The organism is Paucibacter sp. Y2R2-4, assembly GCF_025717535.1.
GTDB lineage: Bacteria > Pseudomonadota > Gammaproteobacteria > Burkholderiales > Burkholderiaceae_C > Paucibacter_A.
The window spans coordinates 430,436-449,433 of sequence record NZ_JAJIRO010000003.1 but is presented as its reverse complement, the minus strand read 5'-3'; the positions used below and the strand labels follow the sequence as shown (position 1 = coordinate 449,433).

General features: G+C 65.6%; 16 protein-coding genes. 4 read left to right on the top strand and 12 right to left on the bottom strand.

The window, feature by feature from the left end; translation table 11 throughout:
- Window positions 1-172 precede the first annotated feature (172 nt).
- Complete coding sequence (locus LNV06_RS13320; RefSeq protein WP_263538778.1) at window positions 173-1,252, top strand: patatin-like phospholipase family protein; 1,080 nt, start codon at window positions 173-175, stop codon at window positions 1,250-1,252.
- 12 nt (window positions 1,253-1,264) lie between these two features.
- On the opposite strand, the gene LNV06_RS13315 is transcribed toward LNV06_RS13320, so the two are convergent.
- From LNV06_RS13315 to LNV06_RS13270, 10 genes are all read right to left on the bottom strand, one after another.
- Window positions 1,265-1,621 carry a hypothetical protein gene (locus LNV06_RS13315; protein ID WP_263538777.1) on the bottom strand — a complete coding sequence of 119 codons (357 nt, stop codon included), beginning with the start codon at window positions 1,619-1,621 and terminating at the stop codon, window positions 1,265-1,267.
- A 111-nt stretch (window positions 1,622-1,732) separates the two neighbouring features.
- Complete coding sequence (locus tag LNV06_RS13310; protein WP_263538776.1) at window positions 1,733-2,896, bottom strand: AraC family transcriptional regulator; 1,164 nt, start codon at window positions 2,894-2,896, stop codon at window positions 1,733-1,735.
- A 54-nt stretch (window positions 2,897-2,950) separates the two neighbouring features.
- Window positions 2,951-4,540 (bottom strand): FGGY-family carbohydrate kinase, encoded by a 1,590-nt coding sequence (locus LNV06_RS13305; RefSeq protein WP_263538775.1) that lies wholly within the window; start codon window positions 4,538-4,540, stop codon window positions 2,951-2,953.
- Window positions 4,537-6,156, bottom strand: a complete 1,620-nt coding sequence (locus LNV06_RS13300) for a glycerol-3-phosphate dehydrogenase/oxidase (protein ID WP_263538774.1) — start codon at window positions 6,154-6,156, stop codon at window positions 4,537-4,539. Before LNV06_RS13300 ends, LNV06_RS13305 begins: the two co-directional genes overlap by 4 nt.
- Complete coding sequence (locus LNV06_RS13295; protein WP_263538773.1) at window positions 6,153-7,778, bottom strand: FAD-binding oxidoreductase; 1,626 nt, start codon at window positions 7,776-7,778, stop codon at window positions 6,153-6,155. The genes LNV06_RS13300 and LNV06_RS13295 overlap by 4 nt, the downstream gene beginning before the upstream one ends.
- A gap of 115 nt (window positions 7,779-7,893) precedes the next feature.
- Window positions 7,894-8,583 (bottom strand): PEP-CTERM sorting domain-containing protein, encoded by a 690-nt coding sequence (locus LNV06_RS13290; protein WP_263538772.1) that lies wholly within the window; start codon window positions 8,581-8,583, stop codon window positions 7,894-7,896.
- A gap of 61 nt (window positions 8,584-8,644) precedes the next feature.
- Entirely contained in the window at window positions 8,645-10,861 is a 2,217-nt protein-coding gene (locus tag LNV06_RS13285; RefSeq protein ID WP_263538771.1) for a phosphocholine-specific phospholipase C, read from the bottom strand.
- Window positions 10,862-10,896: 35 nt separating this feature from the next.
- Complete coding sequence (locus LNV06_RS13280) at window positions 10,897-11,478, bottom strand: PEP-CTERM sorting domain-containing protein (RefSeq protein ID WP_263538770.1); 582 nt, start codon at window positions 11,476-11,478, stop codon at window positions 10,897-10,899.
- Between the two features lie 230 nt (window positions 11,479-11,708).
- Window positions 11,709-13,106 (bottom strand): NAD(P)/FAD-dependent oxidoreductase, encoded by a 1,398-nt coding sequence (locus tag LNV06_RS13275; RefSeq protein WP_263538769.1) that lies wholly within the window; start codon window positions 13,104-13,106, stop codon window positions 11,709-11,711.
- Between the two features lie 117 nt (window positions 13,107-13,223).
- Window positions 13,224-13,796 carry a GNAT family N-acetyltransferase gene (locus LNV06_RS13270; RefSeq protein WP_263538768.1) on the bottom strand — a complete coding sequence of 191 codons (573 nt, stop codon included), beginning with the start codon at window positions 13,794-13,796 and terminating at the stop codon, window positions 13,224-13,226.
- A gap of 168 nt (window positions 13,797-13,964) precedes the next feature.
- Between LNV06_RS13270 and LNV06_RS13265 the strand changes: the two genes are divergently transcribed.
- The 3 genes from LNV06_RS13265 to LNV06_RS13255 all read left to right on the top strand — a co-directional run bounded on the left by LNV06_RS13265 (window position 13,965) and on the right by LNV06_RS13255 (window position 15,581).
- Window positions 13,965-14,672: a helix-turn-helix transcriptional regulator gene (locus LNV06_RS13265; RefSeq protein WP_263539135.1), complete on the top strand. Its 708-nt coding sequence runs from the start codon at window positions 13,965-13,967 to the stop codon at window positions 14,670-14,672.
- Between the two features lie 104 nt (window positions 14,673-14,776).
- On the top strand, window positions 14,777-14,971 hold the full coding sequence (locus LNV06_RS13260) for a YgaP family membrane protein (protein WP_263538767.1): 195 nt from the start codon (window positions 14,777-14,779) through the stop codon (window positions 14,969-14,971).
- 79 nt (window positions 14,972-15,050) lie between these two features.
- Window positions 15,051-15,581 (top strand): lipocalin family protein, encoded by a 531-nt coding sequence (locus tag LNV06_RS13255; RefSeq protein WP_263538766.1) that lies wholly within the window; start codon window positions 15,051-15,053, stop codon window positions 15,579-15,581.
- 18 nt (window positions 15,582-15,599) lie between these two features.
- Here LNV06_RS13255 and LNV06_RS13250 read toward each other — a convergent pair whose 3' ends face one another.
- The gene (locus LNV06_RS13250) at window positions 15,600-16,739 is read right to left on the bottom strand and encodes an acyltransferase family protein (RefSeq protein ID WP_263538765.1); all 1,140 of its coding nucleotides are present in this window, start codon (window positions 16,737-16,739) and stop codon (window positions 15,600-15,602) included.
- A 241-nt stretch (window positions 16,740-16,980) separates the two neighbouring features.
- A complete protein-coding gene (locus LNV06_RS13245) occupies window positions 16,981-18,870 on the bottom strand; it encodes a S8 family serine peptidase (protein ID WP_263538764.1) in 1,890 nt (629 codons plus the stop codon).
- Window positions 18,871-18,998 lie beyond the last annotated feature (128 nt).

Below are 18,998 nucleotides of genomic sequence, written 5' to 3'. Positions count from 1 at the left end.
TTGGGCGGAGCTCAGGACACTTGGGGGCTCTGCGCCGCTCCTGTCTGGGCCAAAAAGCCTATGGGCGGCCTTGCCCTGAATCGCCCGCCAAAGCAAAAGCACACGCACGCCAAGCAGCCGCAGGCATACTGGCAAACCAGGGGTTAGCACGCAACCCCGAGGAGCTTTGCCCATGCCGCGAAACCCAAGCCGCAAGACCGAGCCGAATGCCAACAAGGCGGTCAAAGCCATCAATCTGGCCCTGCAAGGCGGTGGCTCGCATGGCGCCTTCACCTGGGGCGTGTTGGACGCACTGCTGGAAGACGGACGCTTGCAGCCGCAAGCGATCAGCGCCACCAGCGCCGGCAGCTTGAATGCGGTGGCGCTGGCCGATGGCTGGCGAAAGGGTGGCGTCGACGGCGCGCGCCAGGGACTGCAAGACCTGTGGCGCGCGGTCGCCGGCGCGGGACGGGTGCATCCGCTGCAGCCCAGTTGGTTCGATGCCTTTATGCAAGGCCTGCAGCACAGCACGCAACAGGCTGTGCCACTGGAATGGTCGCCGGTGCATCTGTGGGCGCAGACCATGACGCAGCTGTTCTCGCCCTATCAGCTCAACCCCTTGAACTTCAACCCGCTACGCCAAATCGTGCAGGCGCAGGTCGACTTTGAGGCCTTGCGGCAGGACTCACCGATCCAGCTGTTTCTGAGTGCCACCAATGTCGAGACCGGCAAGATCCGCGTCTTCAGCGGCGCCGATGTCAGCGTGGACGCGGTGCTGGCCAGCGCCTGCCTGCCGACCTTGTTCCAGGCGGTGGAGATCGAGGGCGAGTTTTTCTGGGACGGCGGCTATATGGGCAACCCGGCGATCTTTCCGCTGATCTATGAAAAGCTCGCGGCCGATGTTTTGATCGTCCATGTGAATCCGGTCTTACGCCCCGGCGTGCCGCGCAGCTCCACCGAGATTGCTAATCGCATCAACGAGATCAGTTTTAACTCCTCGCTGATGCGCGAGATGCGCGCCATCGCCTTCGTCACCAGCCTGATCGACCGCGGCAAGCTCAATCCCGAAGACGCCCGCCGCATGCGCATCCACTCGATCCGCTGCGACGAGTTGATGGTCGCCCAAAGAGTGGAAAGCAAGATGGACACCGCCTGGCCCTACCTCTGCAGCCTGCGCGATGCCGGCCGCCAGCAGGCGCAGGCCTGGCTAGAAGCGCATTCGGCGCAGGTGGGCGTGGAATCCTCGGTGGATATCAGGGCCGAGTTTCTCTAAGTCCCGTTTACATCAATTGCAGCTCGGCACCTCGGGCTTGCCGCTGGACTTCATGCATTGCTTGTAGCCAGACGGCAGATGGTTGACCTGGCGGGTTTGGCCCACGTTGAGCTTGAACTGCTCGAACACCTGGTGGGTGCAGGTGGTGGTGGGCGTGTTGCTGTCGCCGCCCACGGACTCACAGCGGCTGGTGTAGAGCGCGTAGTTGCACTCGCCACTCGGGCTGGCCACGCATTCGAACTTGGCCGAGCCGGGGGTCTTGACCGAGGCGCTGTCGCCGTCCTTGGTGGTGGTGATGTGGATGGCGCAGCCGCTGAGGGTGGCGGCCAATGCAAATGCGGCCAAGGCAGTGAGGCGGGTCTGGATCATGGAAAAGAACTCCTGAAGATGTGTGAGCAGATGCCCGCATCCTAGGAAAGCTCGCAAGACCTGACCCCGTGCTTGCGACGAACTGCAGATGGCGCTTGACCGGCTGTTGATTCAGCCCGATGCGCGCGAGCGCCAGGCCGCCGGTGTGCAGCCAAACCAGCCGCGAAAGGCGTGGTTGAAATTGCTCTGCTCGCTGAAACCCAGCAGAAACGCGATCTCGGTCAGCGAGAGCTGCGGGTCGCGCAGCAAGACCTGCACCTGCTCGCGGCGCACCGCTTCCACCAGTGCGGTGAAGCTGGCCTCGGCCTCGGCCAGGCGCCGCTGCAAGGTGCGCACGCTCAAAGACAAGGTGGCGGCCACTGCCGGCAGTTGGGCGCGGTCATGCCGCAGCTGGGTGCGTATGCATTCGCGTACCGCTTGCACGATGGCGGGCTCGGGCGCGGCTGCATTCGCGCTGGCTTGCCCCTCAACCAAGCCCGCTTCGCGCAAGCGCTGCGCCAAGCGCTCCTCGGCGGCGCGCAGCAGCGGCGGGAACATGCCGACATCGGCATTGGGCAGTGGCAGATCCAGCACCAAGGCCGGGAAGCTGGCCTCGGTGACGCGGGCGCCAAAGCGCACCGGTGCGCCAAACACCCGCTGATACTCGGCCAGATCGGCGTCCTCCGGCGCGGCGTGCACAAAGGCCAGTGCATAGGCCGGCACACTGGCGCCGCCGGCCAACCAGCTGACAAAGGTATGGATGCCGGCCATCACGCTTTCGCTCAGATGACGCGCGCCGGGCTGATCCAACCAGGGCGAATGCCAGCGGTAATGCGCCAGCGCCAAGCTGCCATCGACGGCATCCTCGACCACGATCTCCGAGCGGCCCAGATCATGGGCCAAGCCTTCGAAGCGGCGCGTCTGCTCGGCGGCTGCGCGGAAGTTGGCGCAGGTGCAAAGCACCAGGCCGTAGCTGGCAAAGGTCGAGAGGCCCATGCGCTGGCCCACATGCAGGCCGAAGAACACATCGTCCAATTGCAGCGCAGCAGCATTCAGCAGCGCGATATAGCGCTGTACCGGGATGGCCTCCGGCAAGGCCGCGCCGGGCTGGGCGATCTCCGGCAGGCCACAAGCCTCGGCCAGCTGCGCCATATCGGCGCCCAGCTCGCGCGCGGTGTCCACCGCCGTCTTGGCATAGGCCCCAACCACGCGGGCCTGCGCGGGCGGCGGCAGGCTGCTCAAGGGGGAATTCAAGAGCTGAGGCCCGTGCTGAATATCAGGAGAAGAAACCGACATGGCCGGCAGTGTGCCGCAGGCCCAAGGCGGCCACCATCCTTGCTCACCCCAGGATCAGCCCTCTCTGGCCGTATTCAAGATCTCTTGCAGATCGCCATACAGCGGGCCGAGCCGCTCGTACATGCGCAAATAGACCCGCTTGTAAAGCTCGTCATACAGCCGCGCGTTGGCAGGCTTAGGCTCAAAAGTGCGGCCCAGCCGCGTCATCGCCGCCACGGCTGTGGGGAAGTCGCGATGCAGGCCCAGCCCCACCGCGCCGGCAATCGCCGCGCCCAGGCCCGAGGTTTCAAACGTGTGCGGGCGCGAGGTGGGCAGATTGAAGATATCGGCGCTCAGCTGCATGGCGGCGTCGGACTGCGAACCGCCGCCCGACACCCGCAGCGAGGTGAGTTTGACCTTGCTGCGCGCCTCGATCTTTTCTTTGCCCTCGCGCAGCGCATAGGCCAGACCTTCCAGAATCGCCCGGTACAAATGTGCGCGGGTGTGCACATCGGAGAAGCCGATCACCGCGCCGCGCGCGTCCGGGCCGGGGTGGCGGATGCCGGGGGTCCAGTAAGGTTGCAACATCAGGCCCTGGCTGCCGGGCGGCACGGTGGACACCATGCGGTCAAACAAGGCCTCGGGCGTCACGCCCTCCAAAGGCGCGGCGGCCAACTCGGGGTGGCCGAACTGTTCCTTGAACCAACTGACCATCCAATAGCCGCGAAAGATCTGCACCTCGGTGTTGTACTGGCCGGGCAGCACCGCCGGATAGGGCGGCACAAAGGGCGTGGCCTCCACATATCGCGGCGTGGTGATGTCAATGGTGGCCGTGGTGCCGTAAGAGATGGCGCCGATCTCCGGGCTGATAGCGCCGGCGCCGATGATCTCGCAAGCCTTGTCGGCCGCGCCAGCAATCACCGGCAGGCCCTCATCCAAACCGGTCGCTTCAGCGGCCTCGCGCGTCAGCCCGCCGATCAAACTGCCCACCGGCAGCAACTCGGGCATCTGCTCACGCCGCACCTGCAAGGCCTGCCACTTCCAGTCCCAGGCCGGGGCCCAGTCCTGGCGCTTGAAGTCAAAGGGCAGATAGCCCACTTGCGAGCCCACCGAATCGGCAAAGCGGCCGGTCAGGCGGTAGTTCAACCAACCGGACACCAAGAGCACCTTGTGCGTCAAGGCATGGCGTTCGGGCTCATGCTCGGCAATCCAGTTCAGCTCGGCCTCGCGGCCGAAATAGTCGATGGTGGCGCTGACTCCGGCGGCCTTGAAGGCCAGCGCCCACCAGGGGCTGACGCGCGGCGCACGGCTGGCGCGGCGCTGGTCCAGCCAGATGATGAAGGGCCGCAGCGCCTTGCCGGCCGCATCCACAGGCACCAAGGTGCCGCGCTGGGTGGTCACCACCACGCCTTTGACGCAGGCCCGCAGATCCGCATGCTGGGCCCACAAGCCCCGGCACACCGACGCCGCCGCCTGCCAGAAGGCCTCAGCATCATGTTCCAGCCAGCCGGGCTGCAGCGAGCTGTAGTCGTCCAGCGGCTGTTGGCATTTGGCGCGGATATGGCCTTGCAAATCGACCAGCAAGGCGCGCACGCTTTGGGTGCCGCAGTCGATGGCGAGCAAGAGTTCGTCTCGACTGGTGGATGGGTGTTGATCCGTACTCACAGGCCCTCCTCCGCAGGCACCGCGTAGCAGCGCGCCACCCGGTCCAGATAATGCGCCACTTCAGCGGCCCATTGCTCGGCCGACCAGCCCAGCTCTTCGCGCATGATGGCTTCTAACTGCGGCAGCAGCTCGGCGCCGCCCTGCGGCAGCAACAAGCCCAGGCGGCTGCGGCGCAAGAGCAAATCGTCCAGATGCGCCACCGCTTCGGCGCGGCAGGCGTAACGCAGCTCGACCCAGCTATTGGGGCTGCGGCCGATGCGCGCCAACTCTTGCGGGTGCGCTTTCGCGCAGGCCAGCAGCGCCAGCGCCTCGATGCCGTACAGCGCCTGCCAGCGGGCACGCAAGTCATTCGGCCATTTTTTTCGCCAGTCGGCCGGCCAATGGGCAGACAAATCCGCTTGGGGAGCCAGCACCGCCGCATCCGGCCGCACATGGGCCAGGGCCGGCACCCGCGCGGCGGCCAAACGCAAAGCCTCGACGGCGCTGGCGCGGAAGGTGGTCAGCTTGCCGCCGGTGACGGTGATCAGCCCGTCTTCGTCCTTGATGAAATGCTCGCGGGTGGCTTTGGAAGGGTCTGCGCCCTGCTGGCCCTCTTCCGCCAAGACCGGCCGCACGCCGGACCAGGTGGACAGCACATCGGCCTCGCTCAAACTCAGGCTGGGGAACTGATGGTTCAGCGCCTGCAGCAGATAGTCGAACTCGGCGCGACTGATGGCGGGCTCTTGTCCCAAGTCAGGCGCATGATCCAGATCGGTGGTGCCCACCAGGGTGGCGCCTTCCCAGGGCAGGGCGAACACCGGCCGGCCGTCTTTGGGGTGGAAGAAGGCCAGGGCCTGCGCCACCGGCAGGCGCCAGGCATTGAACATCAAATGGCTGCCGCGCAAGGGCCGCAGCTTGGGCGCACAGCCCAGGCTGGCGCGCAGCTGATCGGCCCAGACGCCGGTGGCATTGATGACGCAAGCCGCCTTCACATCGAAGCACTCGCCGCTGAGCGCGTCTTGCAATTGCACGCCGTCCACTCCCTCTGTGTTGCTCTCGCCTCGACTCAAAGACCGCACTGCCAGATGGTTGAGCGTCAGGGCACTGAGGCTGCGCGCCTCGGCCAAGACGCGCAGGACTAGGCGCGCATCGTCGGTCTGCGCATCGGTGTACGACCAGCCGCCCAGCAACCCCTGCAGACCCAGGATAGGCGCCCGCTCTAAGAGCGAACTCACGCTGTACCAGCAGCGCGAGCGCGCCCGCGCCAAGGCGTCGTACAGGGCCAAGCCTATGCCCAACACGCGCCGGCCGGTCTTGTCACCCACGCGCACCGGCAAGAGAAAGCGCAGCGGCGTCACCAAGCCCGGCGCATCGCGCAACAAGGCCTCGCGTTCGCGCACCGATTCGCGTGTCAGGCCGATGCGGCCTTGGGCCAGATAGCGCAGGCCGCCGTGCACCAGCTTGGAGGAGCGCGAGGAGGTGCCGCTGGCAAAGTCGCGCGCCTCCACCAGGGCCACCGAAGCGCCGGCCCGCGCTGCCTCCAGTGCCACGCCGGCCCCGGCGATGCCGCCGCCGATCACCAAGACATCAACCCGGCCGAGCGCGCGCAGCCGCGCCAGATCTTCGGCGCGCTTCACTGCGCCTGCCCTTGAGTCGGCGCACCAGGCAGCAGATTGCCCGAGTCCAGCAAGCGCTGCGGATCAAAGTGCTGGGCCAAGGCCTGCAGCGCCGCCATGCCGGCCGCACCCTTCTCGGCCGCGAGATATGGCGCATGGTCCTTGCCCACGCCATGCTGGTGCGTGATGGTGCCGCCGTTCTGCACAATGGCCTCGCAAACGGCGGTCTTCAGCGCCTGCCAGCGCGCCATCGCGGTTTCAAAGTCGGGCCCGATGCGGAAGACAAAAGTGCTGTAGACGCTGCTGCCCTGCGCATAGACATGTGAGAGATGGGTGTAGGCATGGCAGCGCTCGCCCTGCGCGGCCAGGGCCTCGCGGCCGGCGGCTTCCATCGCCGCCATCATGGCTGGCACGCGCGGCCAGTCCACCGCCGTCTCCATGGTGTCCACCGCATAACCTTGTGCCCACAGGGCATTGCGCAGATAGACGCCCTTGAAGCGATTGGCCTGCCACTTCTTGCCCAAGAGAGCGCCGGTGCCTACCGCACTGTGCCGGCGCAAAACCCTGCGCGCCAGCGACTTCATCGCGCTGACCTGCGCCGCATCGCCGGTGAAGCCCAACATCAGCATGACCTTGGCGCCGGGCGCGCAACCGCGCAGGGCCAGATAACGCTCCAGCCAGGCGATGGCGCTGGCGTGGCCGGCCAGAGCCAGAGTGGTCAGCGTCTCGGTCGCATTGGCCAGGCGCATCATCGACAGGCCCAGCTTGGCCTGGGCCAGCTCACGCACCGCCGCCTCGCCAGCCGCCCAATCGGGCAGGAAGAAGGCCAAAAAGTCCTCACGCTCGGGCAGGCGGCTGATGCGCACCGAGGCCTCGGTCAGCACGCCAATACGCCCTTCCGAGCCCAGCACTTGCTCGCGCAGATCGGGGCCGGCGGCCGAGGCCGGAAAGGTCGGCAGCTCCAGCGTGCCCTGCGGGGTTTCCAAGCGCCCGCCGGCGAACATCGCCTCGATGCGGCCATAGCGGGCCGACTGCTGGCCGGAGGAGCGCGTCACCACCCAGCCGCCCAGGCTGGCGTATTCAAAGCTCTGCGGATAGTGGCCCAGCATCCAGCCGCGCGCGCGCAGCTGTGCCTCCAGATCAGGGCCCAAGACGCCGGCCTCGAAGCGCGCCAATTGCGACAAGGGGTCCAAGCTGAGCAGGCTGCGCATGCGGCCCAGCATCAGGGTCAGCACCGGGCGGGCATCTCCCGTGGGCGGGGTCAGATGGCCGACCACGCTGGTGGCGCCGCCGCAGGGGATCACCACTGCGCCGACCTGGGCCGCCCAGTCCAGCCATGCTCGCACCTGGGCCGAGCTTTCGGGCCAGACCACGCCGTCGCTGACCGGGCCGACCCGGCCAAAACGCAGACGCAACCAGTCGCCCAGGCTCTGGCCGAAACTGGCGCGCAAACGGGCCTCGGCGCTGGTGTCCAGGCCGGCATGGGTCGGCAGGCGGGACGGCGGAATCTGCGCCAAGGCTGCCGCCAGAGCCGCGTCTTGCGGCGCCTCGGCCACCCCAACCTGGGCGTGCAAGAAGTCCAAGGCCCCCTCGTTCAAGGCGCTGGCCACCCCTTCCTCACCCCAACCATTCCAACGACGCATCACGAATCCCCGGCTCAATAAAAAAGGCAAGGCCCGAGCTTATGCAGCTCGGGCCTTGCCGACTAGGGATTTTGTGACGCGGGCTTGTGCTTACGCGCCAGGCTGGGGTTTCTCTTTAGGCCTTGCGGCGGCGAGCAGCGGCGCCCAGGAAGCCCAGACCCAGAGCCATCAAGGCATAGGTTTGTGGCTCAGGCACGGCGCCCACATTGGTCAGCGAGAAGGCCAGGTTGTCGGCGTAGCCGTCGTTGTCATTGGAGTTCAGGCGCTCCATGGTCAGATCGAACTTGATCTGAGCGGTGCCGACCGGCACAAAGCCCTTCAACTGACGGAACAGCAAACCGGTCTGGTTGCCACGGTCAGCGGGTGTGACGGGGCCCAGGGTGATGTTGCTGATGTCAGCGTTGGCTGCGTCAATGAAGGTCACCAGCAGCTGAGCGTTGTCGCCCTGGCTGGTCCAGCCGCCCAGATAGCCGTTCAGGTCGAAGCTGACCTTGCCGCTGGCGATGCTGGCGCTCAGATCGCTGACGTCCACGGTCTGGAAGCCGGCCGAGAAAGCCGAGCTTTCGCCGGCAAACATCTTGGCGCCGCGGTTGGTGGGGCCGGGCTGGGTGGGCAGCACCCAGTTGCTGCCGTAGTCGACGGACTGGAACAAGTCGGTGCCAGCATAGGCGGTCCAACCGGTCACGCCGGCTTCGGCGTCGCCGTTGATGATCAGATTGCTGCCAAAGCTGGTGGCGTGAGCGGCCAGGCTGGCGGCCAAGAGGGTCAGGGCGGCAGCGCCGCGGATCAGGGTCTTGGAAGTCATGTTGAAAAGTCTCCGTGAATCAAACAAGGTAAACAGTGGGGTAAAAAACTGCAGTCGGAACTCAGACCGGCAGGCGGTACTGGTTCAGCTGAGCCGGGCCTTCCATGGCCGGGTCGGTGATCGAAGGCTCGCCGGTTTCCAGGTGGCCGGCAAAGCGGCGGCTGTAGTCGGCTTGACCGACCACGCGCACGCTGAAGTCGTACCAGTAAGCGCTGTCCTTCAGCGGCAGGCGCACGGTGACGCTGGCGCGAGCCGGCAGCTTGACGGTTTGTGGCTCCACCGCGTAGTACTTATTGGCCACCAGCGTCATGCTGCAGGCGAAGCTGCCGCTGTTGCTCAGCTCGATGATGAGCTCGCCGTTGACGGCGTCCGGCGTCACACGCACTTCGGGGTTAGGCTGGGCGGCCGCGGCGACGCGGCGTGCATTGCCGGTGAAGTGGCGGTGGTAGCCGTTCGGGCCCAAGACCCACAGATCGTAGGCGCCGGTGGCGCTAGGCTGCCAGGTGCCAAGCAATTGCTTGCCGGCTTCCACCGTGTAGCGGCGCGGCAGCGCAGCCAGGTTCAGGCGGTCATAGACATGGAAGACCGCGGCCGAAGCTTCGGTCACGCCGGTGTGGGCGAATTGCAGCTCGATGCGGCTGGAGCCAACGCGGCCGGGGTTCACCTTGACGGCTGCGGTGGTGTGCAGCTCATAGGCCAGGGCGCGCGCCGGGCGCGGGCCGCTCAGTTGCACCGGGGCTTGCAGGCCGCTGGGCGTGGGCGGTGTGGTGGTGCCAGGCAAAGCACGGGCGCGATTCGCCAGTTCCAGCGTCTTGGGCAGCTTGTCAAAGAAGGCTGCATCGTTGGGGTCGCGGAAGTTGAAGGCCGAGGTCATGTCACCGGCGACGGCACGGCGCCAGGCGCTGATGTTCGGCTCCATCACGCCAAAGCGCTTCTCGATGAACTGGATCACCGAGGTGTGGTCGGCCACTTCGGAGTTGACCCAGCCGCCCTTGCTCCAGGGCGAGATCACATACATGGGCACGCGCGGGCCAAAGCCATAGGGCTTGTGCTGGTGGGTGGCCGGTGTGCCGTTGAGGATGTGGTGGTACTCACCGGCGGTGTCGGCGGTGGAAGCACCGGCCAACTCGGCCTTGGCCGGGTCGGCGTCCCAAGCCACATAGCTGGGCGCGGCCGGGGGTGGCATGTGGTCGAAGAAACCGTCGTTCTCGTCGAAGTTGATGAAGAGAACCGTCTTGCTCCAGACCTCGGGGTTGGAGGTCAATGCGTCCAGCACCTTGGCGGTGTAGTCCGCGCCTTGGGCCGGGCTGGAAGGCCCAGGGTGCTCGGAGCCTTCGGCGGTGGCGACGATCCAGCTGACTTGCGGCAGCTTGTCGGCCAGCACGTCTTCGCGCAACTTGTCCAGATCGCGGGTGTTGATGCCGCGCTCGGCCAATTCGGCCGAGTAGCCGGGGCGCTTGTAGAAGGCGTCGCGGAAGGGGCGGAAGCCAAACAACGCGTTGTCGGTGAAGTTGTCGTTCAGGTTTTGGTAGACCTGCCAGGTGATGCCGGCGGCTTGCAGGCGCTCGGGGTAGGTGGTCCAGGTGTAGTCGTCCAGCGGGTTCGGGTTGAACCATTCGTGGCTGTTGTCGGTCGAAGGGCCGTTGCCCAAACGCTGGCCGTCATTGGTGCCGGTCCAGACGAACAGGCGGTTGGTGTTGGTGCCGGTCTGGGTGGCGCAGTGGTAGTGGTCACAGATCGTGAAGGCATTGGCCATCGCGAACTGGAAAGGCAGATCACTTTCCTTGAAGTGCCCCAAGGAATGATTGTTCTTGGCCTTGGGCCAAGCGTTCATGCGGCCTTGGTCCCAGGCGGCTTGCGCATCGGCCCAGGAATGCGGCGTGCCCGAGACGCGCATGAAAGCAAAGTTCTGCTCGGTGTTCAGGTGGAAAGGCGCAATCGCGACTGGACCCGTGGCCGGACGGCCGGGCACGGCGGTGACCGCATTGGGCTGCACCCAGACGGTACGGCCAGTGATGCCGGTCTTGTCGGCCACGGGGATCGGGAAGGGGTCGGCGAATCCGCGCACGCCGTTGAGCGTGCCGAAGTAATGGTCGAAGGAGCGGTTTTCCTGGGTCAGCACGACGATGTGCTCGACGTCCTGGATGGTGCCGGTGCGGTTATTGGCCTGGATGGCCAGGGCGCGTTGAATGGCGGGCGGGAAGCTGGCCAGGGCGGCCGAGGCGCCAGCAGCCGAGGCCACAGTGCGCAGGAAACCGCGACGATCTTGTTGAGTCATGGTGCGTGCTTTCGAAAAATTGGGGGGAGCTGGACTCAGGCCGCGCTTTTGCGGCGAGCCACGCGGGCAACAACCATCAGGCCGGCCAGCAGCAAGGCATAGCTCTGCGGCTCGGGCACGGCTTGGGTGAAGCTGAAGTCGTCCATCACGAACTCGCCGTGGTTCTGGCTCTTGATGCGCACGGCATCGATCAGGCCGGCATAGCCGCTGGCCAGGAAGGTCGGCGTGGCCGACGGGTCCAGCGTGGCGCTGGTGGCCACCACTTGGCCATTCAGCAAGAGCTCAAAGCTCAGCAGGGCGCCGCCCAGGCCGGCGAAGTAAGCGCCGTCGAAACGCGCCGTTTGGCCGGCAGCGCCGAAGCGGATCAAGCTGGCGGCGTCGCTGCCCAAGAACTCATTGGTGATGCGGCCATCGCCGGACTTGGCGGTGTACGGTGCAGCCGGGGTCGAGAAGGCAATCCAACCGGCCGTGGACCAGTCCAGGCCGCCGTAGTTGGCGGTGACGACGCCGTCAGGCAGGTCGTCGAAATTCAGAACCGTCGCCATGGCGCTGGGCAATGTGGCCAACATGGCGGCGCCGATGGCGACCTTGCCCAAAGAAAACACAAATTTCCTCATCAGAATCCTCCTGTTTGTGGATTCCATTCAATCTATTGAGGAAATAGGTCGTGGATGTGACGGTCCTAGGACCGAACGGACTATTTCAGCGCTTCGGCATCACTTCAAACTGGGGAGACGACTCAGAACACTCCCTTCAAAGCCCCTGGCCACCGCGTTTCGGCGCTTGCGCTCGAAGCTGTGCGCTCAACGCACGATCAATGCACCTTCGGCGCAACATCAACGCAAGTTCAGCGCTCAGTCTTGCGGCTGATTTCGCTACTGGCGGGCTCGGCCACCACACGCGCATAGCGCTGAAAACTCCAGTAAGCCCAGGCCCAGTCCATCAGCACCACCAGCCGGTTGCGAAAACCGATCAGGAAGTAGACGTGGACAAAGAGCCAGAACAACCAGGCCAGATAGCCCGAGAACTGCAGGCGCCCCACATCGGCCACCGCCGCCTTGCGCCCGATGGTGGCCAGATTGCCGTAGTCGCGGTAGCGGAACTTGGGCGCGGCAGGCAAGACCTGACCCCGCGAAACTTGACCCCGGGAAGCTGAGCCGCTCGCCTCGGCGCGCACCTGGGCTCGCACCTGAGCTCGCACCACGGCCAAGATCTGCGCCGCCGCAAACGCGCCCATCTGCTTGGCCCCCGGGCTCACGCCCGGCACCGGTCGCGTTGAACCGTCCGGCTCATGGCTGAGCGCGGCGGCCAGGTCCCCAATGACAAACAACTCCGGGTGCTCCGGAATGTTCAAGCGCGCATCCACCTGCACGCGGCCGGCCCGGTCCAAGGGCACCGCCAACATGCGGCCCAGCGGCGAGGCGGCGACCCCGGCGGCCCAGACCCGGGTGCGCGCCTCGATGCGTTGGCGCCCGCTTGCGCTTTCGACCTCGACGCCTTCTTCATCAATCTCCACCACCCGGCAGCCACAACGCACTTCCACGCCCAGGTGCTGCAATTGCTGAGCGGCGCGTGCCGACAACTCAGGCTTGAAGGCGGCCAAGACCCGCTCGCCCCCTTCCAGCAAAATCACCCGGGCCTTGGCCGGGTCGATGCGGCGGAACTCATTGCGCAAGGTGTGGCGCGCGATCTCGGCCAAGGTGCCGGCCATCTCCACCCCGGTAGGCCCGGCGCCGATGACGACAAAGTTCAGCCAAGCTTGGCGCTCACTCTCTTCAGCCAGCGCTTCGGCGCGCTCAAAGGCGGTCAAGACCTTGGCGCGCAGCTTGAAGGCATCCGCCATGGTTTTCAGCCCCGGCGCATGTTCAGCCCAGTCATCACGGCCGAAATAGCTGTGGGTGGCGCCGCTGGCCACGATCAAGAAGTCATAGCCGAGACGCTGGCCGTCCGACAAATCGACGCAGCGCGCTTGCTTGTCGATGCCGCTCACTTCAGCCATCAGCACCGTGGCATTGGCTTGGCGCCGCAACATATGGCGGATGGGCGCGGCGATCGATGGCGCCGAAAGCCCAGCCGTAGCCACCTGGTAGAGCAGGGGCTGGAACAGGTGGTGGTTGCTGCGGTCGATGACGGTGAGATCGATAGGGGCGCCGGCCAAGGCTCGGGCGGCGGCCAAGCCACCAAAACCACAACCGATGATGAGGACGCGGGGGCGGGGGCTTGAAGAACTACGGGGCGGGTTCATGCGCCTATTCTGGCCCGCGCCTACCGGCTTTCAGCCGCTGGCGGGGCCGGTACTCATAGGCATTTGGAATGGCTGCTGCGATTCAAGGCATAGCCTTCTTGCGAGGCTTACAAGACTTCAAAGGCCCAGCAATTTCTCGAAAAACAAGCTGAAAGGCTCGGCGCGCCGGCCCGAGAACGGGCCACAACGGCCATAGCCACTGCGCTCCAGCAGGCGCTGCGCGCCGCGCTGTGAGGCCGCGACTTGCACTCGCAGCAAGGGTTGGCGCTGCCGCAAGGCCTCGCGCTCCAGCTCAGCCAGCAGCGCGGCACCCAGGCCCTGGCCTCGCTGGCTGGGCGTAACCACCCAGCTGCTCAGCTCGGCGCTCTCATCAAAGAGCTGCAAACCAGCCAGCCCCAGGGCACGCTGACGTGCATCACGCACCACGGCCAGGCGCAAATTGGGCCGATCCAGTGCATCAACATGCCGCTGCGCCAGCGGGTGGGCGCTGGGGTAATGCCGCGCTTCAGCGTCATTCAGAGCGGCGAGCAAGGCGGCCAAATCGCTGCGGCTGCTCGGGCCCAAGGCTTCAATGCGGGCTTGCGAATGGACTGCAGCAGCGCTGTCGCTGGCCCTTGCTACCCAGATCTGGCCCGGGCAGCGCTGGTTCACATGCAAGGCTTGAGGGGAACCCGTGTAGGCGGTACGCATGGGCAATGCTCCCAGTCCAAGGGGTAGATGAGGGCGGGCTTGAGCCGCAGCGGGGATAGCGAAAATGGCCAAGGTCGTTCTCTTCATAGGCACTTGGGGATGAGCAAGACACGCAAATGGCGTGCCATGTCGGCCACCCACGCCTGAGGGACCTGCACAATGGCGACCATGCGCCGCGCCGATCGTTTGTTTCAACTCGTCCACTTGATCCGGGGACGCCGCCTGTCCACCGCCGATTTCCTGGCCCAGCGCCTGGAGGTGTCGCCGCGCACCGTCTACCGCGATGTGGCGGCCTTGCAAGGGCAAGGCGTGCCCATCGAGGGCGAGGCCGGCGTGGGCTACCGCATGCGCGCCGGCTTCGACCTGCCGCCGCTGATGTTCACCAAGGACGAAGCCCAGGCGCTGGTGGCCGCGGTGCGCCTGGCCCAGGGTCAGCTGGACAGCGGCTTGGCGCGCCAGGCCGAGAACGCGATGCTGAAGATCCTGGGCGTGCTGCCCAGCGCCGAGCGGGCCGCCGCCGAAAGCCTGGCCCTGTTCGCCCCGCTGACCGGTCTGAGCCCCGAGATGCGCGAGCGCCTGGCCCTGCTGCGCGAGGCCACCGAAAGGCGACAGGTTTTGCAGCTGGACTATCTGGACTTGAGCGAGGCCCGCAGCCAGCGCCGGGTGCGACCGTTGGCCTGCTTGTTCTGGGGCCAGGTCTGGACACTGGCGGTTTGGTGCGAGCTGCGGCAGGACTTCCGCAGCTTCCGCGTTGACCGCATCCAGGATTTGCAGGTGCTGGACGAGCGCTTCCGCGATGAGCCGGGCAAGACCCTGGCGGACATGAACCGCGCCGCCGCCGCGCAAACCGCCGAATGGGAAGCCTCGGCGCCTTGAACTGCGCGGGCCTTGGCTGGGCTTGATCTGGCGCAAGGCTGGGTGTAGCGCAGGGATCAGAATCAGGCGCAGAGCCAGACTCGGCTCCCCATGAAAGGCTTGCCATGAAGATCAATGTTGGGACCACCGATCGTGTCTTGCGCATCAGCGCCGGTTTGGCGCTGATCGTGCTGGCCGCCACCGGCACCGTGGGTGCCTGGGGCTATATCGGCATCGTGCCTTTGCTGACCGGCATCTTCCGCTTCTGCCCGGCCTACCCACTGCTGGGCATGAACACCTGCGCGATGAAAGACCGTTAAGCGCTAAGCTTTTGTCGGCTCTGCTACGGTCAGGGATTGCCGATCCTTGCACACCCCGGCGCACATCCCGGACTCACTCATGAATCGACACCTTCTGGCCCTGCTCTGCTTGAGCGCCTTTGCCAGCACCCCGCGCGCGGCTGAAACCGCGCATTTGCCGACGGTGGCTGCCGTCGATCTGCAGCGCTATGCGGGCGCTTGGTATGAGATCGCGCTGCTGCCAAATCGTTTTCAAAAGCAATGCGTGGCAGACACGCAGGCGCGCTACCGGCTCGATGGCAATCGCGTGGAGGTGATCAACCGCTGCCGCATCGCCAATGGCGAGGTGGATCGCACGGCGGGCCATGCCAAGACGGTGGACGGCAGCGGCAATGCCAAGCTGCGCGTGACCTTCTTCTGGCCGTTTTATGGCGACTACTGGGTGCTGGACCTGGACAGCGACTACCGCCATGTCTTGATTGGCGAGCCCAGCCGCAAATACGCCTGGGTCTTGTCGCGCACGCCGCAGATGGACGAGGCGCAACTGCAAAAACTCTTGGACCGAGCTGCGGAGCTGGGCTTCAACAAGCAGGCCTTTCAGCGCACCCCGCAGACCCAGCCGCTGGACTGAGGGGGGGGACTCGACCCTTCAGGCGCGCAAAGCCTTGGGCAGCAGGCGTGCCAGCAAAGGCAAAAGGCGCAGGCGACCGGCAGGCGCCTCAATCCAGCGATAAAAAGGCACGGCGGCCATATTGCTCAAGGCCCAAGCGGACAGCAGCGCCAGCAAGGCTTGCCATCCGAACTCGGGATCGCGGTGCTCGAACAAGGCATTGACCAGCAGGCAAATGGGGAAGTGCACCAGGAAGAGCGCGAAAGAATGCGTGCCCAGATGCGCAATCAAGGGTGCAATATAGGGCGCACGCGGGCAATCGGCCAGCAAGCAACGGCCGATTTGATGGCGCTGCTGCAAAGCGGCCAGCACCAGCGCGGTGAGCAGCGCCAGCAGCAGCCGCTCACGGAAGTCCATCATCAAAGCCAGCACCACAGCGGCCGACAACAAGGCCAGGCCCAGGCGCCGATAGCGGATCAGGCCCAGCCAATGCACCATGGCACCCAGGCCATAAGCGCCAAAGAAGTACAAAGCCCAGCTGTCCAGCGCGGCGATGCGATTGAAGAGCCACAGCGAGGCCACCGTCAGCAGCATCACCAAGCCAGGGCCAATCACCCGGCGCCAGGCGCGCGGCAAAGCCAGCTGGCGCGCCACCCACAGCAGGGCCATCAACAGCGCGAAGAGTTGCAGGTCGATGGCCACATACCAAGCACCCACCGTCAGCGAGTCATAACCCAAGACGCCATGCAATAGCGTGGCATGGGCCAAAAGCTGCGGCAGGCTCAGCGAGGCCGGCACCAGTTCAGGCAACCAATGCGCCACCAGGGCCGAGACCAAGAGCGTGATGGCCACCGCCGCCATGAATGGCAGAACCAGACGTTGGTAGCGACGCCAGAGCAACTCCGGCAAGCGTCCGTCGAGCAGTTGGCCCTGGGCAGACAAGGCCCGCGCACTCAGAAAGCCACCCACCACCAGAAAGACCTGCACCGCCATGCGGCCGTAGTGATAGAGCCAATCCATCAGCTGCGGCAAGACCGCATGCACACTCTCCGAGATAGGCCCGTAAGCCGAAAGATGGTGCAAGACGATCAGTTGCGCCGCCAAGGCCTTCATGGCATCGACATGCAGCAAGCGTTGGATCTTGGGGCGCGGGGTCTTGGCTTGATCGGCGGAACTCATCGGGCAGGCCCCTGCAGCCTGGCTCTGCGGGGGACGACTTTCTTCTATTGCTGGGAAAGAGCGGATTGATGGACCGCAGCAAGCACGCGAGGTGACGCGCCTTCTACAAGCCCAAAAAACTAGACAGCCGCACAACAAAGCTTGCTGTGCGGCTGTTCGAGAAAACCAGCAATTATAGAGTTCGGTGAGTTTTCACCTAGAGGGCGCCCCCTAGATCGGGGGCAGTCGGCTCAAGCCCAGTTCAGAGCTTGAGGCCGGCCAGCTCCGCGCTCTTGCGTGGGTTGATCAAATTGACCCGACCCGGCTTGCCGTCGGCGCCGTTCATGCGCTCGGCGCCTTGCAAGATCAAGGCCTTGACTTCGGTGGGCTTGAGCTCCGGCTTCAAGGCGATCAGCTTGGCGGCCAGATTGGCCACTTGCGGGCTGGCCATGCTGGTGCCGCTGAGCTTCATGCGCACACCGCCGGGGATGGGGGCATCCACCTCAAAGCCATTGGCATGCACCACCACGGTCTTGCCAAAGGTCGAGAAGCTGGTCTCGCTGCCCGAGCGATCCACCGCGCCGGCGGTGATCAAGTTGGGCAAGGACAGGCCGGCGGGGATGTACTCCTCGAAGTCGGCGCTGTTGTCTTCATTGCCGGACCCGGCCACGAACAAGATCTCGGGCGCCCCGGCAATGGCCGCGTTCAGGGCATCGCGTTCGATCTTGAACAGGCGAAGCGCCTCGGCCTTGCGCTGCTCGGGCGTGCCGCCGAGGTTGTGATACGCCATCATCATCTCGTAAGCGCTGGGGCCATAGCGCCAGCTCATATTGACCACGCGCACCCCGGCACTCTTGAAGCCCTGTACCAACGTGCCGTAATTGGCCGCCGTGAGGCGCGAGCGCGCTTCCGACGGTTTAGACGGCTCGGTCTTGTGGCTCCACAGCATGGTGGCGGCATAGACCTGGGCGAAGGGGTTGCCCTCCACCGCGATGCCGGCCACATGGGTGCCGTGCACATACAGGCCAGCCAGGGCCATGTCTTCGCCAAAGCCCTTGGCCTGCTCGGCCTTCAGGCCGCCCAGGGTGGCGCGGAACTGGCGCGAGTCGGGCGTATCGAGCGCGGCGCGTTGGTCCATGGCGCCCTTGATCATGCTGCGCAGCTGCGGCCAGCGCGGCTCGGCCTCACCCAGCGGGCGCAAGAGGTCTTTGGAGGCCTGGCCTTCATCGGTGAAGGCCAGGCCCTTGGCGGCGCCGGTCTTGAACAAGGTCAGATCCACGCCCGAATCCCACACGCCGATCAGCACCGGCTTGGCCTTGGCGTCGGCCGGAATGCTGAAGGTGCGCGGCGTCCAAATGTCGGCCTTGGCCACAGTTTTGCTGTTGGCGTCCAGCACCTGCTGCAGGCCGGCCACGATGGCGGCCTTGTTGGGGCCTAACAGTTCCATCTGCATGCGGGTGCTGACGATGGCTTGCGCCAGCTGCGCGGGCACCACCATCTGGCCGTTTTGCGCCATCACATCGAGCTGGGCCTTGAAGCTGCCAATCATCAGCTCGGGGTTGAAGGTCTCGACCCCGCCGCGATTGGCCTTGAGGGTGTCTTGCACCTCGGCCCAGTTCATCGCCCCATAACGTCGCGCCACCTCGGCGCTGAGCCAGGCGGCGTCGCGCTTCTCTAACTGTTGCTGCGCCAGCAAATCGGTCAGCACGCCGCTGGTCTGCTTGCCGGCGGGCTTTTCTTGCAGGGCGCGGGCCTTGGCGGTCCAGCCGGGCACGGCAGCCCAGTCACCACGCAGCTGCGCCAGGCTGGCCAGAGCGCCATAGGCTTCACGCAAGGTGGCAGCGTCCTTGATGTCATAGGCGGCCAAGTCGGCCTGAATATCAGCTTCCAGCTGCGCGCCCAGGGGCTTCAGCGAGGCCAGTGGCGCGCTCAGATAAGCGCTGGGCAGTTGGGCCAGGGTGTACGTGCGGCGCGGCAGTTGATCGGCACTGGTGATGACCTTGCGCTCGGCTGGCGCCGCAGCCGTGCTTGTTGGCGAGGCTGCGGTTTGCGCCAAGGCAGGCACAGCCGACAAGCTCGCGGCGCACAGCAAGGCGGCTGAGGCCACTGCGGTCAGAGGGCTGAAGAAGTGAGTCGATGACGTGCTGTTCAAGTTGCGGCTCCACTGGGTTTGAAAGGAATGGTCGGCAGAATAGCCAGCCCCCTCCCCGCGCGGCAGCCTCAGGCGCCGAGCTGCAGATTCCTTGTCATCAACAGCAGGTTTGAGCGGATCAGGCGATC